The 14,151-nt window shown below is 47.5% G+C and carries 17 protein-coding genes, 1 tRNA gene and 1 other RNA gene; 9 read left to right on the top strand and 10 right to left on the bottom strand.

What is annotated here, in order from left to right:
* Positions 1-781: 781 nt before the first annotated feature.
* Positions 782-1,261 (bottom strand): Lrp/AsnC family transcriptional regulator, encoded by a 480-nt coding sequence (locus KU392_RS13715; protein ID WP_169295390.1) that lies wholly within the window; start codon positions 1,259-1,261, stop codon positions 782-784.
* Between the two features lie 147 nt (positions 1,262-1,408).
* On the opposite strand from KU392_RS13715, the gene hppD reads away from it, so the two are divergent.
* Positions 1,409-2,524 (top strand): 4-hydroxyphenylpyruvate dioxygenase, encoded by a 1,116-nt coding sequence (gene hppD / locus KU392_RS13710; RefSeq protein WP_169295391.1) that lies wholly within the window; start codon positions 1,409-1,411, stop codon positions 2,522-2,524.
* A gap of 68 nt (positions 2,525-2,592) precedes the next feature.
* On the opposite strand, the gene KU392_RS13705 is transcribed toward hppD, so the two are convergent.
* On the bottom strand, positions 2,593-3,486 hold the full coding sequence (locus KU392_RS13705; protein ID WP_169295392.1) for a LysR family transcriptional regulator ArgP: 894 nt from the start codon (positions 3,484-3,486) through the stop codon (positions 2,593-2,595).
* Between the two features lie 113 nt (positions 3,487-3,599).
* On the opposite strand from KU392_RS13705, the gene KU392_RS13700 reads away from it, so the two are divergent.
* The gene (locus KU392_RS13700; protein WP_217735563.1) at positions 3,600-4,196 is read left to right on the top strand and encodes a LysE/ArgO family amino acid transporter; all 597 of its coding nucleotides are present in this window, start codon (positions 3,600-3,602) and stop codon (positions 4,194-4,196) included.
* 89 nt (positions 4,197-4,285) lie between these two features.
* Here KU392_RS13700 and msrA read toward each other — a convergent pair whose 3' ends face one another.
* The gene (gene msrA / locus KU392_RS13695; RefSeq protein WP_217735562.1) at positions 4,286-4,828 is read right to left on the bottom strand and encodes a peptide-methionine (S)-S-oxide reductase MsrA; all 543 of its coding nucleotides are present in this window, start codon (positions 4,826-4,828) and stop codon (positions 4,286-4,288) included.
* Positions 4,821-5,171, bottom strand: a complete 351-nt coding sequence (locus tag KU392_RS13690; protein ID WP_246587487.1) for a c-type cytochrome — start codon at positions 5,169-5,171, stop codon at positions 4,821-4,823. Before KU392_RS13690 ends, msrA begins: the two co-directional genes overlap by 8 nt.
* Positions 5,172-5,338: 167 nt before the next feature.
* Between KU392_RS13690 and lgt the strand changes: the two genes are divergently transcribed.
* Complete coding sequence (gene lgt, locus KU392_RS13685) at positions 5,339-6,127, top strand: prolipoprotein diacylglyceryl transferase (protein WP_169295395.1); 789 nt, start codon at positions 5,339-5,341, stop codon at positions 6,125-6,127.
* A gap of 58 nt (positions 6,128-6,185) precedes the next feature.
* Here lgt and ssrS read toward each other — a convergent pair.
* The 3 genes from ssrS to KU392_RS13670 all read right to left on the bottom strand — a co-directional run bounded on the left by ssrS (position 6,186) and on the right by KU392_RS13670 (position 7,143).
* Positions 6,186-6,368, bottom strand: a non-coding RNA gene (ssrS, locus tag KU392_RS13680) — 6S RNA.
* A gap of 50 nt (positions 6,369-6,418) precedes the next feature.
* Positions 6,419-6,730, bottom strand: coding sequence for a cell division protein ZapA (locus KU392_RS13675; RefSeq protein ID WP_169295396.1), 312 nt, complete (start codon positions 6,728-6,730; stop codon positions 6,419-6,421).
* Entirely contained in the window at positions 6,730-7,143 is a 414-nt protein-coding gene (locus tag KU392_RS13670) for a hypothetical protein (protein ID WP_169295397.1), read from the bottom strand. The genes KU392_RS13675 and KU392_RS13670 overlap by 1 nt, the downstream gene beginning before the upstream one ends.
* A gap of 169 nt (positions 7,144-7,312) precedes the next feature.
* Here KU392_RS13670 and KU392_RS13665 point away from each other — a divergent pair, with 169 nt between their 5' ends.
* Positions 7,313-8,218, top strand: a complete 906-nt coding sequence (locus tag KU392_RS13665) for an NAD(P)-dependent oxidoreductase (RefSeq protein ID WP_169295398.1) — start codon at positions 7,313-7,315, stop codon at positions 8,216-8,218.
* Between the two features lie 113 nt (positions 8,219-8,331).
* Here KU392_RS13665 and KU392_RS13660 read toward each other — a convergent pair whose 3' ends face one another.
* Positions 8,332-8,592 (bottom strand): DUF4148 domain-containing protein, encoded by a 261-nt coding sequence (locus tag KU392_RS13660; protein WP_169295399.1) that lies wholly within the window; start codon positions 8,590-8,592, stop codon positions 8,332-8,334.
* Positions 8,593-8,828: 236 nt separating this feature from the next.
* Here KU392_RS13660 and KU392_RS13655 point away from each other — a divergent pair, with 236 nt between their 5' ends.
* The gene (locus KU392_RS13655; RefSeq protein ID WP_169295400.1) at positions 8,829-9,722 is read left to right on the top strand and encodes an NAD-dependent epimerase/dehydratase family protein; all 894 of its coding nucleotides are present in this window, start codon (positions 8,829-8,831) and stop codon (positions 9,720-9,722) included.
* 123 nt (positions 9,723-9,845) lie between these two features.
* On the opposite strand, the gene KU392_RS13650 is transcribed toward KU392_RS13655, so the two are convergent.
* Together KU392_RS13650 and KU392_RS13645 are read right to left on the bottom strand one after the other, a co-directional pair.
* Positions 9,846-9,932, bottom strand: a tRNA-Leu gene (locus tag KU392_RS13650).
* 214 nt (positions 9,933-10,146) lie between these two features.
* Positions 10,147-10,752, bottom strand: coding sequence for an RNA pyrophosphohydrolase (locus KU392_RS13645; protein WP_169295401.1), 606 nt, complete (start codon positions 10,750-10,752; stop codon positions 10,147-10,149).
* A gap of 62 nt (positions 10,753-10,814) precedes the next feature.
* On the opposite strand from KU392_RS13645, the gene KU392_RS13640 reads away from it, so the two are divergent.
* Genes KU392_RS13640 through KU392_RS13625 form a run of 4 tightly spaced genes read left to right on the top strand, consistent with a single transcriptional unit; the run spans position 10,815 to position 14,140 of the window.
* On the top strand, positions 10,815-12,557 hold the full coding sequence (locus KU392_RS13640; protein WP_169295402.1) for a proline--tRNA ligase: 1,743 nt from the start codon (positions 10,815-10,817) through the stop codon (positions 12,555-12,557).
* A gap of 24 nt (positions 12,558-12,581) precedes the next feature.
* Positions 12,582-13,007: a tol-pal system-associated acyl-CoA thioesterase gene (ybgC, locus tag KU392_RS13635; protein ID WP_169295403.1), complete on the top strand. Its 426-nt coding sequence runs from the start codon at positions 12,582-12,584 to the stop codon at positions 13,005-13,007.
* Positions 13,008-13,016: 9 nt separating this feature from the next.
* Positions 13,017-13,697, top strand: coding sequence for a protein TolQ (gene tolQ, locus KU392_RS13630; RefSeq protein ID WP_169295404.1), 681 nt, complete (start codon positions 13,017-13,019; stop codon positions 13,695-13,697).
* Positions 13,698-13,699: 2 nt separating this feature from the next.
* The gene (locus tag KU392_RS13625; protein WP_169295405.1) at positions 13,700-14,140 is read left to right on the top strand and encodes an ExbD/TolR family protein; all 441 of its coding nucleotides are present in this window, start codon (positions 13,700-13,702) and stop codon (positions 14,138-14,140) included.
* Positions 14,141-14,151: the final 11 nt, after the last annotated feature.

Raw genomic sequence — 14,151 nt, 5'->3', positions numbered from 1 at the left:
AAGTATAAATTCAGCATCACCAGCTTACGCTGGTGTGGCCTCTTACATTCCAAGCGCCCACACTTATCGGCTGTTATATTGTTAAAGAGCATTACAACATGACCCAATGGTCATGAGGCTGACATAAACCTGCTTTACAGTAGGTCTTGTCGCATTCAGCTCAACCCGATTCAAACCCGAAGGTTTCCACATCAGACTGACTTGACTGCGTTGCTGTGTCAGTAGCAGAGAAACGAGATTATGAAGTATGTGGTTTTGTTTGTCAAGAACTTTTTTAAAGAATTTTTAAAACCGTTCTTTTTAAACCACCCGGCAAATCGTTAACACCAACCTGCCAGACCACCAACTTCACGTTGCCTGCTTAAGCCGTAGCGTTCTAAACCAACACACTTAACCAGACTTCGTTTCCTTTTCACCGCCGGGCGCTTTGGGGTAAACCCTAGTGCCGTTGCTGCGAAAGAATGTAACTATAGCGGACTTCTTCGCACCTTGGCAAGCTTTTTCTACAAATATCTGTAGGTATTTTACACAAAAAAACATAAGTCATTGATTTAATTGAAAACATAAAGCAAGCCCACCCCTCAGAATATTTGTGCTTTTATTGCAACAACGCAACAGGAAGAGGTTTTCTGCCTGCACCACAGACTCCCACATATCCAAAACCCTTACCTGAATGCTGTCCTGGCTCCGCTCACCTCACCCAACTCATTGCTCCACACATGATTTATTATCCATACCAGCGCCCGTTATTTTTTTACAACATGTGTACATGTGATCGTCTTTATCTAACATAAAGCATTTTGCTTTCTTTTATCTTTTGCAACGCAAAGCTTGAGCGCATATCAATAACAGAAGGATGCTTCATTAATACATTCATGGAGAACGCCGAAAAAGCCGCCAAATCTTTTACCTGCACTCTTAATATGTAATCCATTTCCCCGGACAGGGCATAACACTCCACCACCTCGGGCCATTTCTGCACATCTTGGGCAAATTCCTCCATGGGTGCATGACTGCCACCATTGACCTTGTTCAGATGAATGGATACATAAGCAATCAAGCCGCAACCGATCTTATCCGGATCGACCTTTGCGGTATATCCCGTGATATATCCCTCATCTTCCAGGCGCTTGACCCGTCGCAAACAAGGACTCGGAGACAACGCAACCCGATCGGCCAACTCAAGATTGCTCAGCCTTCCATCCTGCTGCAACTCATTAATAATTTGCTTGTCTATCTTATCCAGTGAATTTATTGGCATTTTATTTCCTTAATATTTTATTTATTAGAATAATAATTTAAAAATTCATTTTTTCGAGACTTATTCGCAATTTTTAGTTGTTCATTTTTTATTAAAATATCATTTACGCACAAGCTGACAATGAATCAATAACAAAAGGAGATAATCATGAACACTGAAACATTCACCCCCTGGGACAACCCAATGGGCACAGCCGGTTTTGAATTTATTGAATACACCGCCCCCGATCCGGAAGCACTGGGCAAGGTATTTATCGCTTTAGGCTTTAAAGCCATCGCCAGGCACCGCACCAAAAACGTCACCCTATACCGCCAGGGCGAAATTAATTTTCTCATCAACGCCGAAAAGGACTCTTTTGCCCAACGGTTTGCCCGCCAGCATGGCCCGTCCATCTGCGCGATTGCCTTTCGGGTCCAGGATGCCGCCAAAGCCTATCAACGCGCACTGGAACTGGGCGCCTGGGGGTTTGATTCACAAAGTGGCCCAATGGAACTGAATATTCCGGCGATTAAAGGTATTGGTGACTCCCTGATTTATCTGGTTGATCGCTGGAAAGGAAAAGACGGACACTGCGGCATTGGCGATATCAGTATTTATGATGTTGACTTTGAACCCATCAATTGCGAAACCGCCAGTCAAGACCTGAATCACCAAGGAGCCGGCCTGCAAATTATTGACCACCTTACCCATAACGTCCATAAAGGCCGCATGCAGGAATGGGCCGAGTTTTATGAGCGCCTGTTCAACTTCAGGGAAATCCGTTATTTTGATATTGAAGGTAAAGTAACAGGCGTCAAGTCCAAGGCCATGACTTCTCCTTGTGGAAAAATCCGCATCCCGATTAATGAAGAAGGTACCGAAGAAAAAGGACAAATCCAGGAATATCTGGACTTATATCATGGTGAGGGCATCCAGCATATTGCCCTGGGCACCCACAATATTTATGAGACGGTAGAAGCACTAAGGCAAAACAAGCTGAAATTTCTGGATACGCCTGACACCTATTATGAATTGTTAAGCCAACGCCTGCCCAACCACAACGAAGATGTAGCACGCTTGAAAAAGAACCGTATTCTTCTGGACGGTGGACCGAACAACGATTTACTCTTGCAGATTTTTACCGAAAACCAGATTGGTCCCATTTTCTTTGAGATTATCCAGCGTAAAGGCAATGAAGGTTTTGGCGAAGGCAACTTCAAGGCCCTGTTTGAATCCATCGAACTGGATCAGATGCGCCGGGGCGTCTTGAAAACAGTAGAGTAATTCTGCCCTTCAAAACCAGGAGTTGATAAGCAACAAAACATGCCCGTCATTAATTGAATCAGACTGCTTTATTGAAGCAACACACCTTCAGCACGATGGGCAACCTCATTGCCCAGTGCTGAAAGCACCGCAGATTCCTGATTCCATTGATGCCAATACAAAGGGACATCAATATAAGCCCCCGGCATGACCTGCACCAGACGAGCATTGTCTTTATCGTTTAACATTGTGTGAGGCACCATGCCATAACCCAAGCCCAGACGTATGGCATCAGTAAAGGGTTCCGAAGCAGGTATGTAATGACAGGGACAGGCACTTTGCGATAAACCCAGATATTTTTTGAGGAACTGTTCCTGCAGCAAATCATTTTGATCAAAAATCAACATGGGCGCCTGCACAGCTGTCTCCCGATTAAAACCAAGCGAAAACCAACGCTGCATGAACTCACGGCTTGCCATCATGGAATAACGCAAATTCCCCAGGAAACGGCTGGAACAACCCCTCATGGCCTGTTGATTGGAGGATAACGCCGCCACCACCAGCCCCTCCTCCATATGACGATGCGTTAAATCCTGATCAATTAACAGGATATTAAGCAAAATCCGGTTTTCTATTACAAACGTTGAAATAGCGGGCATGAACCAGGATCCGATTGAGTCATTATTAACGGATATATTCAGCTCCAGAAACTGGTTTTCTGAAGGAAAAAAAGTGCGTTGGAAATCCTTGAACAACAACTCTCGCTTACGTATAAACTGCGCCAGCTTCATGCCTTGCCTGGTTACCTGACACGGCCGGGTTCTTTGCACCAATGGCGCACCCAGCGCATTTTCCAGCGCCCGTATTCGTTGCGATATTGCTGCTGGCGTAATATTCAGTTTTTGGGCTGCTGCCTCAAAACTGCCGCCTTCAAGAATAGCGATAAATGCCTGGGTCTGACGCGGATCAAAGTCATGAATCACAACACTTCCTTAAATATAATTTAATATATATAAAATAAATTAAATTATATTTAAATAACAATCCGTTCAATGCATAATCCAGTCTTCTGAACTATATCCCATTCGATTTCCCCATGAGCGCTCTTTTTGCAGGATTCCTGCTCTCACTTTCCCTTATTTTAGCCATTGGTTCGCAAAACGCGTTTATTCTTCGCCAGGGCCTTAAGGCTGAACATGTTTTCTGGGTATGCCTGATTTGCGCCATTTCTGACGCAACGCTTATTGGCATAGGTGTTGCCGGTTTTAGCGTGGTTTTGTCCCAATCCGGTTTCTGGCTGGCCACCATCCGCTATGCCGGTGCCGCTTTCCTGTTTTTTTATGGACTCATGAATTTCATTTCCGCCCTCAAAGGGCAAGGCAGCTTGAATGCAAGCCAGATCAACACACCCAGCAGCCTGAAAAAAACACTATTAATCTGCCTGGCCTTTACCTGGCTGAATCCGCATGTCTACCTGGACACCCTGCTTTTGATCGGTTCTGTTTCTACCCGCTACCCGGGCAAGGGCCTGAACTTTTTCCTAGGCGCCAGCCTGGCATCCCTTTTGTTTTTCTTTTCATTGGGCTATGGTGCGCGTTTGCTGCAACCTTTGTTCAAAAGGGCAAGGGCCTGGCAAATACTGGATATAGGCACCGGTATGATTATGTGGTCAATCGCCCTTTCATTAATATAAAGCCCTCATAAAACCAGTTCACGCAGTGATTATGTCGTTAACAGGTAAAAACCGGGCTTTTTTTATAAGACAGCAGCATGCCTGCCACATCAAAAAGCCTTCAATTTATCGGGAAAACGTTTCATGAACCTGTTTACTTTTTCAGACACCACAAAAGCGCAATAAGGCTGATTGGGATTACGGGCAAAATAATTGTCATGATAGGCTTCGGCTGGCCAGAATTGCGCCTTGGGCAACAACTTGGTAACCACCGGCAAAGCAAACTGTTCTTGCAGCCGTTCTATGTGTGAACGGGCAACGGCCTCCTGCCCGGGGTTCTGTAAGAAAATGGCCGACGCATATTGCGGCCCCACATCATTTCCCTGACGATCGGGCGTGGTCGGGTCATGCGTTTCAAAAAAAACCGTCAACAAGTCATCAAAACCGATTTCCTGTGGATTAAACTCAATTTTCACCACTTCAATATGACCGGTATTTTTTTCACACACCTGCTCGTAACTGGGATTATCCACATGGCCACCACAATAACCCGACTGCACATCAATCACACCGCGCAGACGCAAAAAAACCGCCTCGGTGCACCAGAAGCAACCACCTCCCAATACCGCTGTTTCTGTTAATGTATTATTCATTAGTCGCCCCCTCCAAACTCAAACCCCGAATCCATCGGGCAATCGTCAATGCGTCTTCCTCACTGATTTGTGGCTGGGCTGGCATGGGAATGACCCCCCATCGACCTCGCCCCCCCTGGCGAATTGCCTGAGCCAGATAGACTTCAATTTCATCGCTGGCCTGCTGGTAGCGTTGGGCTATGGCTTTGAACGGTGGCCCTACCCGGGCCTTTTCCACCTGGTGACAACCCAGGCAAACTTTTTCCTGCGCCAGTTTTGCCCCATCAAGCTGACCGGAAGCATAAACGGCCGTTGACCCGCACATCATTAATAAAAAACACCATTTACCCAGCGAACGCCACATATCCAACCCAAACATAATTAAAATTTAAACAATTAAATGTATTTACACGACAACTTCCGGAACATTCGCCACAACACTTTATACTTTTTTAACTGCGATAATGCTATTGTATCCAGAAAATTGACTGAACCAATTATTTCTCATTCCCATACAACAGAACCGAACACATGATCCCATTTCCCGAAATCAATCCTGTTGCCATCGAAATTGGCCCATTAAAAGTCCATTGGTATGGGCTGATGTACTTGCTTGCCTTTGCCCTGGTATGGATACTGGGCAGATACCGCATAAAAAAAGGCATGATTGACCTGACCCAACAACGCTTTGAAGACCTGATCTTTTATGGTGTACTGGGCGTCATCCTGGGTGGTCGCCTTGGCTATATCCTGTTTTACCAACCTTCTTTTTACCTTGCACATCCACTGGAAATCTTCTCGATCTGGGACGGCGGTATGTCTTTTCATGGCGGGCTTCTTGGCGTGTTACTGGCCATGTATCTGTTTGGCCGTAAAGTAGGCAAGACTTTTTTCGAAGTGACCGATTTCATCGCCCCCTTGGTGCCACTGGGTTTGGCCTGCGGACGTCTGGGCAATTTCATTAACGGTGAACTTTGGGGCCGCCCGGCCGATGTCCCCTGGGCCATGATTTTTCCAGGTGCCGGCAATATTCCCCGCCACCCTTCACAAATTTACCAGATGCTGCTCGAAGGGATTCTATTATTTATCATCCTGTGGTTATTTTCAGGCAAGAAAAGACCCGTTGGTCAAGTCAGTGCCGTTTTCCTGATGGGATATGGCGTTTTTCGCTTTATTGCCGAATATACACGCGAGCCCGACAGTTACCTGGGTTTTCTGGCCCTGGGCTTTAGCATGGGACAGTGGCTGTCCATCCCCATGATTCTGGCGGGCATCTACTTATATATAAGCAGCACAAAAAAAACGGCGAACAACAAATAAATTCAAAGCCCGTACCAAGCAAAAAGCGGATCTTGAAACCAAGATCCGCTTTTTCATTAAATGCCCCGCATGTACCGTCTAGGCCGGCACCTCGAACCCTAAAGTTCAAGATTGGTCACCATCAATAAAGCTTCGGGTTCGTCTGACGAGAGACGCTCACACCCACTTCATAATCCGATAACCTGATGCCATAAGCATAGGTAAGAGATGATAAGCCAAGTCACGAATACCGCAGGGACAACCTTTCGTGTAAATTGATAATACACTAAAACTTGTTTTCCAGCCTGACTTTTACAAGCCTTTTAATTCATTAATTCCATCATCAAGCAAAGTATTGAGTTCCTCAATTTTTTTCTTGAAGTCACCGTATTGTACACCAGCAAAAGGCCCGTCAACCGCCCTCACAGACAAAAGATCGGAAGCCATTTGAATACATGCCATGATCGCAATACGCTCATTGCTAACCGATGCATTGCCAGAGCCTTTGATTTTGAGCATAAGCTGATCTGCATGCCTGACGGCCTCTACCAGCTTTTGCCGTTCTTCAGAAGGGCAGGCAAGAGAAAGCTCACGCCCCAGAATTGATACATTGACCCGTTCCATTATTTAGCTCCTTCCGTAACAGCACCAGGCAAATTGGCCAACACGTGTTCTACACGATCACGTGCCTTCATGGCTCCCTCACGAAAAGCAGCCAGCTCGCTTTGCGCCTTGGCCAGATCGATCTGCAACCGGGCAATTTCCTGTTGCGCACTTTCGAGCTCGGATTTTAACCGAACATTCTCATGCTCAGCCTTGGCACGGATTTCACCCACTTCCTGCTCATGGTTATCCAGGCGCTGCATAATGTTCTTGAACTCGTCCTCACGGGCCTGGAATTGATCGCGGTATGAGTCACGGGCCTTTTCGGCCAACTCCAGCCGTGTGGCAATGGACTGACGCTCAGCCATTAAACTGCGTGATAATTGAACCACTTGCCCGACACGAGCAGCAACTTGATCTAAGTCTTGCAACATAGTGATATCGTATTCAGTACAAAAGGCGCGCTTACAGGTAAACGCACTGGATTAAAAATAAGAAGATATTGATTTTACCCTGTATTCAAAACCACAAACCGGATTTTTTAATATTAAGGTATATTAATCTTTCAAGTGTTTTTTCCATTTTGACATCAACAGGATTGCCATGGCATCAATTACCGAAAAATCTTACGAAACGACCCCTGCCATCAATGTGGCTTTTATAGGTTTGGGCGTTATGGGCTTTCCCATGGCTGGTCACCTGGCCAGGGCGGGTCACAAGGTTTGCGTCTACAACCGCACCACCGCCAAAGCCGAAAGCTGGGCTGCCGAGTTTGGCGGATCATGGGCTCCTACTCCGGCACAGGCCAGCAAAGACGCCGATGCTGTTTTTTGTTGCGTGGGCAATGATGATGACCTGCGTAGCGTTGTCCTGGGAGAAACGGGCGCTTTCAATGGCATGAAACCAGGTGCCGTTTTTGTTGATCACACCACGGCCTCTGCCGATGTTGCGCGCGAACTATATCAATTAGCCAAAGAAAAACAGCTGGAATTTATCGATGCCCCCGTTTCTGGCGGGCAGGCGGGCGCTGTCAACGGCGTGCTTACTGTCATGTGCGGTGGCGAACCGGCTGTTTTCGACAAAATCCAGGCGGTTGCAAAACCCTACTCACGTGCGATTACCCTTTTGGGTGAACCCGGTGCCGGCCAACTGGCCAAAATGGTCAACCAGATTTGCATTGCCGGCCTGGTCCAGGGCCTGTCGGAAGCCATTGCCTTCGGAGAAAGGGCAGGTCTTGACATGTATGCCGTGCTGGATGTCATCGGCAAAGGTGCTGCTCAAAGCTGGCAGATGGATAACCGTGGCAAAACCATGATTGAAAACAAATTTGATTTTGGTTTTGCCGTAGACTGGATGCGCAAAGACCTGGGCCTGGTACTGGATGAGGCAAAGCGCAATGGCGCCCTGCTACCGGTCACGGCTTTGGTCGACCAGTTTTATGCGGAAGTACAGCAAAAAGGCGGTCACCGCTGGGATACCTCCAGTCTTATTTCCCGCCTGAAACCCTGATCAGCCTTAACCCTGCAAAAAAGTCGTGCCTTTTTTGAATGGTACGACTTTTTTCACTATATACTCAAGGTCTTAGCATCAAAAACACTAACAACCGAGAAAGACAAAACCGATCAGTTTGAAATAAATACATCACCATGAGTCTGCTGATACTCAAGCAGCTCTTGCTGAACCGCCTTACGCGTTTTGGTACTGTTTACCACAACCGCCGGAGAAGAAGACTCTTTAGTCATGCGCTGTTCGACTTTTTGTCCTGCATCGATACTTGCAGCATTGGGCACAAACGGATAATCAGACTCACTCAAGGCTGAGGCATGCACCGCACCTGCGGCAAGAGTAGTGGCAATAAGGGCGGCTTTAATGATGTTTTTCATAATAAACTCCAAAATATTAATGACTTTCAATAAAAATCAAGTTTCATACCGATTTGTTAAATTTCGGGAAAGTTGATTTGATGGGTTTATTATGAAGCGGTAAACGTGATAGAAAAATAGCGATTGTTGCAAATGTATTTCCATTAATGGAAATATAATCAGACATTTATCCTACAATTAAGAATATTTATAGCAATTTTAGTTCCAATCAATCACGAACACACTGGAGAGTCATCATGAAAGTGCTTGTATGTGGTGCAAAAGGCTTTATTGGCGAAAACATTTCCCGGGCACTTAAACAGGCCGGCCATGAAGTGATTGCCGGCATCTCGGCACGACATGCCGGTGCCCTACCCAATAGCGTGGTGGTTGACTATGCCAAAGATACCACCCCCCAGGCATGGCTGCCCCGACTTGACAATGTAGATGCCGTCATCAATGCCGTGGGTGTTCTTCGCACGTCCCGTAACCGCCCCATTGATGCCGTACACCAACACGCCCCCATCGCCCTATGGGATGCCTGTGCTCTGGCAAACATTAAAAAGGTCATACAAATCTCAGCGCTTGGCAGCGAAACCAGCGAAACACAATACGCCCGTACCAAACGGGCTGCAGACCACTACCTTATGGGGCTCGCTGACAGTGGCAAAATAAACCACACCATATTGCGCCCCAGTATTGTATTTGGCAAAGGTGGCGCCAGCAGTGGGCTCTTCATGAACTTGGCCAGATTACCTTTGCTGCTTTTGCCCAAACCGGTTCTGCATGCGCGTGTCCAGCCTGTTTCCGTACTTAATCTGGCTGAAGCTGTCGTTGCCCTGCTGGGCCCTGCCCTTGTACAACAGGGCATTATCAGCTGCACCGGAGCAGAACCGGTTCTGATGAGTGATTTCATTGCCAGCCTGCGACAACAGTGCGGTAAAAACCCGGCTCGCGTTCTACCTTTACCTGACAGCCTGAGCATCCTAAGCGCCCGCCTGGGAGATCTGGCCCCAGGCATTCCATGGTGCACAGAGACCATGACTATGCTGGCCACCAACAATGAAGATAGTTGTGCTGATTTTGAAGCCCTGATTGGACACACACCCGTGCATTACGGTGAGCTGGTGAGCAAGGCCTGGAACATCTAAAGAAACATGACTGCGAAATGCAACAACCATTGGAAGTTGAAATATTTACTTGAGGAAAAACAGAAAAAGATGAGATAAATTGAAATTAATTGCTGATTTGTTTTTTTATTCAAAAGCAATTAATGGTGCCCAGGAGAAGACTCGAACTTCCACAGGATTGCTCCCGCTAGGACCTGAACCTAGTGCGTCTACCAATTCCGCCACCTGGGCACTTACATGCGATTTGCTTATTTACTGCGTTTCGCGATGAAGATGAAATTATAATCCCATTATAAAAAAACACAAGTCCTGTTTCTGATTATTTTATGATTTTTTCATCTTTGTTGTTTTCAATACAACAAAACAACAATTTCAATCATCACAATACAAAACTGGCCGGTGCCATTTAAACAGCACCAGCCAGTGAATGATAAACCGATTACCGCTACTCAACACCCAACGGGATTTTTGCTTTCTCCGTTTTTTGGGTATTGGCGGCATCTGTTTTTTTGCCACGCCCCGCCTGTGATTTACGTCCATAAAACTGGCGCGGCCTGGAAGTTCGGGTTTCGGATGGATTGCGAAAAATGATTTTGGACAACTCATTCAACGCCTGCATATATACTTCACGTTTGAATTCGATCACTGAATCCAGAGGAACCCAATACCGGCTCCAGCGCCAGGCATCAAATTCCGGATGATTGGTTGCCCGTAAACTGACATCAGAATCCTTGCCCACCAAACGTAATAAAAACCAAATCTGCTTTTGCCCCTTATAATATCCTCGCGACTCGCGTCGCACAAAATTATCCGGTACGTTGTACCGTAACCAATTACGTGTTCGTCCCAATATTCGTACATGCTCTGGTTTCAGACCAACTTCTTCATGAAGTTCACGGAACATGGCCTGCACAGGGCTTTCACCATGATTAATGCCACCTTGCGGAAACTGCCATGAATGTTCTCGAATTCTTTTACCCCAGAACACCTCATTCTTCTGATTAACAAGGATAATACCAACATTAGGACGGTAGCCTTCGCGATCCAGCATGCGGCCACCCCCATTTTCAAATACAATTTAGTTGATTATACGTATCTATTGAGTCTGTAACCATGTTAGCATCCAAATTTCACTTAAATACCTTAAAAGAAGCCCCCACAGAAGCCGAAATCGTCAGTCATCAATTAATGACACGTGCCGGCATGATTCGAAAACACGCAGGCGGCATTTATACCTATATGCCGTTAGGCCTGAAAATCATGCGCAAAGTAGAGGCGATCGTTCGTGAGGAAATGAACAAAGCCGGTGCCATAGAGCTGCTTATGCCTGTTGTTCAGCCCGCGGAACTCTGGATGGAATCCGGCCGCTGGGAACAATACGGCCCTGAACTGCTGCGCATCAAGGATCGCCATCAGCGTGACTTTGTGCTGCAACCCACTTCTGAAGAAGTCATTACCGATATTGCCCGTAATGAAATCCACAGTTACCGGCAACTGCCCGTTAATTTTTACCACATCCAAACCAAATTCCGTGATGAACGCCGCCCCCGCTTCGGCCTGATGCGTGGTCGTGAATTCACCATGAAAGACGCCTACTCTTTCGATCGCGATGAAGCCGGTGCCCTGGCCAGCTATGACATCATGTATAACGCCTACATGCGTATTTTCAAGCGTCTTGGACTGACTTTTCGTGCCGTTGCTGCCGATACAGGCTCTATTGGCGGCTCACGCAGCCATGAGTTCCAGGTGATTGCCGATACCGGCGAAGACCTTATCGTGTACAACCCCGACTCTGACTATGCCGCCAACATAGAACTGGCCGAAGCGCCTTGCCTGATTGAAAAACGCGCTGAACCAACCCAGGAAAGTCAGGAAGTTGAAACACCCAACGCCAACAAATGCGAACTGGTTGCACAGCAACTGGGGGTCAGCTTGGACAAAACCGTCAAATCGGTGGTGTTCGTCACCACGCCTGAAGAGGGGCCTGCCCAAGTATGGCTGCTCATGGTGCGTGGCGACCATGAAATCAACGAAATCAAGGTCAGCAAGCTGCCTGCCTTCAAACATGGTTTTCGTCTGGCTACCGAAGAGGAAATTCTTGAATACTTTGGCTCTGAGCCCGGCTATCTTGGTCCGCTCAATACCGCCAAACCCGTCAACATCATTGCTGACACCACAGTTGCCAATATGTCCGACTTTATTTGTGGTGCCAATAAAGCGCCCTATCACATTACCGGCATCAACTGGGGCCGTGACCTACCCGAACCCGAAGTGGCCGATTTGCGCAATGTGGTTGCCGGAGACCCGGCCATTGGTGAGCCCGGTACGCTGGCTATCCAGCGCGGTATCGAGGTTGGCCATGTGTTCTTTCTGGGTGACAAATATTCGTCCGAACTGAAGGCCACTTTCCTGAACGAAAACGGCAAACCCGAAACCTTGCAAATGGGCTGCTACGGCATTGGCATCAGCCGCATCACCGCCGCCGCGATTGAACAAAACCATGACGAAAAAGGCATTATATGGCCAATTGCCATGGCCCCCTTCGAGGTTGTCATTTGTCCGGTGGGCTGGGGAAAAAGCGAAGCCATTCGCAATGAAGCAACAGCACTTTACGAAACCCTGAAACAAAACAATATAGACGTTATACTTGACGATCGTGATACCCGCCCCGGTGTCATGTTCTCGGAATGGGAACTCATTGGCGTGCCGATCAGGGTTACCATTGGTGATCGAGGGCTCAAGGACGGTATTATCGAGGTACAGGAGCGCAGCAAGGCAGAGGCGGTTAAAGTCCCTGTGGCAGAAGTAAACGCTTACGTTTTATCCTTGTTTAACAACCTTAAAAATACGCTATAATTCACTGATTTATCAGGGTTTTAAATGTCTGAAAAACAAGACAACAGGCAATTCACACTTCCCATCCGGGTTTACTACGAAGACACGGATGCCGGAGGTGTGGTTTTTTACGCCAATTATTTAAAGTTTTTTGAGCGTGCCCGCACTGAATGGCTACGCCATCTTGGTGTCAATCAATCAGAGTTGGCCAGCAGTGACAACCGCATTTTTGTGGTTGTCAACACCCAACTGAACTACAAAAAACCCGCCCGGCTTGACGATATGATTGTCATTAAAAGCAAAATCACCAAAGTCGGCGATGCCTCTGCCACCTTCGTACAATGGGCAGAGCGAGACGCCCAGCTACTGGTTGAAAGCACGATTAAAATATGTTGCGTCAACAATCAAACTTTCCGGCCAGCGGCCATACCCCCCTCAGTCAGAACCTTATTAATTTCCGTGCAGGACTAATATTTTATTATGCAACCCGTTCAAGATGAGATGTCAATTTTCTCGCTGATAGTCAATGCGAGCGCCCCCGTACAAATCGTTATGCTTATCCTGCTGGCCATTTCGGTGGTCTCCTGGACTTACATCATAAGCAAACGACTAACCTTAAAACGCACACAAACACAAACCCGCGAATTTGAAAATGCCTTCTGGAAAGGCGGTGACCTGTCTTCCCTGCACCAGTCCATCAGCCGCAATACTGAAGAGCATGGTGCACTGGCCCGTATTTTCGAAGCGGGCATGAGCGAATTCATGAAAGCCCGCCGTACCGGCAACACCGACATCAATACGCTCATGGAAGGCCCCAACCGCGCCATGCGAGCCACCTACCAGCGCGAACTGGATCTGCTCGACTCCCGTCTGAACTTTCTGGCTTCTGCCGGCTCGGTCAGCCCCTACATTGGGCTATTGGGCACCGTCTGGGGCATCATGCACTCTTTCATCGGACTATCAACTACCCAGCAGGCAACTCTGGCGGCGGTTGCGCCAGGTATTGCCGAAGCGCTTATCGCCACGGCCATCGGCCTGTTTGCAGCCATTCCCGCTGTCATTGCCTACAATCACTTCTCAAACGACATCGACAAACTGGCCAACCGTTTTGATAGTTTCATTGATGAGTTTCTGAATATTTTGCAACGTCAGGTACGCTAATCATGTCTTCCAGAAGAAACAGCCATCGACGTGGCCGTCGAATGAAAAATGAAATGAACGTGGTTCCCTATATCGACGTCATGCTGGTATTGCTGGTTATTTTCATGGTCACGGCCCCCATGATCACGCCAGGCCTGATCAACCTGCCCTCGGTTGGCCAGGCGGCAACAGTTCCGTCAACGCCGGTTGAAATCGAACTTGCCGAAAACGGTGACATTTCCATTCGCCTGCGTGAAGCCGGCAAAACCTTCCAGAAAATCGAGAAAGACAATTTACTCTCCGAGGTGCAGGCACTGGTTCAGGCTGACACCCCCGTCATTATTGCCGCGGATGGGAAAGTCCCCTATGAGGATGTCGTCAAAATCATGGATACCCTGCGCAGCAATGGTCTGACCCGCCTTGGTTTGCTGGTGAACCAAAACAGTGAAAACTCCTCAAATTAAGATTGCCTGAT

Source organism: Advenella alkanexedens (assembly GCF_019132845.1).
In the GTDB taxonomy this organism is placed as follows: domain Bacteria; phylum Pseudomonadota; class Gammaproteobacteria; order Burkholderiales; family Burkholderiaceae_B; genus Advenella; species Advenella alkanexedens.
Note: the sequence above shows the minus strand (reverse complement) of the source record. Positions and strands in the feature narration are given on the sequence as shown.

Excerpts from the sequence above, each read along its gene's own strand:
- KU392_RS13715 (WP_169295390.1), bottom strand. The coding sequence starts at position 1,261 with ATGCCAATAAATTCACTGGATAAGATAGACAAGCAAATTATTAATGAG.
- hppD (WP_169295391.1), top strand. The coding sequence starts at position 1,409 with ATGAACACTGAAACATTCACCCCCTGGGACAACCCAATGGGCACAGCC.
- KU392_RS13700 (WP_217735563.1), top strand. The coding sequence starts at position 3,600 with ATGAGCGCTCTTTTTGCAGGATTCCTGCTCTCACTTTCCCTTATTTTA.
- msrA (WP_217735562.1), bottom strand. The coding sequence starts at position 4,828 with ATGAATAATACATTAACAGAAACAGCGGTATTGGGAGGTGGTTGCTTC.
- KU392_RS13690 (WP_246587487.1), bottom strand. The coding sequence starts at position 5,171 with ATGTGGCGTTCGCTGGGTAAATGGTGTTTTTTATTAATGATGTGCGGG.
- lgt (WP_169295395.1), top strand. The coding sequence starts at position 5,339 with ATGATCCCATTTCCCGAAATCAATCCTGTTGCCATCGAAATTGGCCCA.
- KU392_RS13675 (WP_169295396.1), bottom strand. The coding sequence starts at position 6,730 with ATGGAACGGGTCAATGTATCAATTCTGGGGCGTGAGCTTTCTCTTGCC.
- KU392_RS13670 (WP_169295397.1), bottom strand. The coding sequence starts at position 7,143 with ATGTTGCAAGACTTAGATCAAGTTGCTGCTCGTGTCGGGCAAGTGGTT.
- KU392_RS13665 (WP_169295398.1), top strand. The coding sequence starts at position 7,313 with ATGGCATCAATTACCGAAAAATCTTACGAAACGACCCCTGCCATCAAT.
- KU392_RS13660 (WP_169295399.1), bottom strand. The coding sequence starts at position 8,592 with ATGAAAAACATCATTAAAGCCGCCCTTATTGCCACTACTCTTGCCGCA.
- KU392_RS13655 (WP_169295400.1), top strand. The coding sequence starts at position 8,829 with ATGAAAGTGCTTGTATGTGGTGCAAAAGGCTTTATTGGCGAAAACATT.
- KU392_RS13645 (WP_169295401.1), bottom strand. The coding sequence starts at position 10,752 with ATGCTGGATCGCGAAGGCTACCGTCCTAATGTTGGTATTATCCTTGTT.
- KU392_RS13640 (WP_169295402.1), top strand. The coding sequence starts at position 10,815 with ATGTTAGCATCCAAATTTCACTTAAATACCTTAAAAGAAGCCCCCACA.
- ybgC (WP_169295403.1), top strand. The coding sequence starts at position 12,582 with ATGTCTGAAAAACAAGACAACAGGCAATTCACACTTCCCATCCGGGTT.
- tolQ (WP_169295404.1), top strand. The coding sequence starts at position 13,017 with ATGCAACCCGTTCAAGATGAGATGTCAATTTTCTCGCTGATAGTCAAT.
- KU392_RS13625 (WP_169295405.1), top strand. The coding sequence starts at position 13,700 with ATGTCTTCCAGAAGAAACAGCCATCGACGTGGCCGTCGAATGAAAAAT.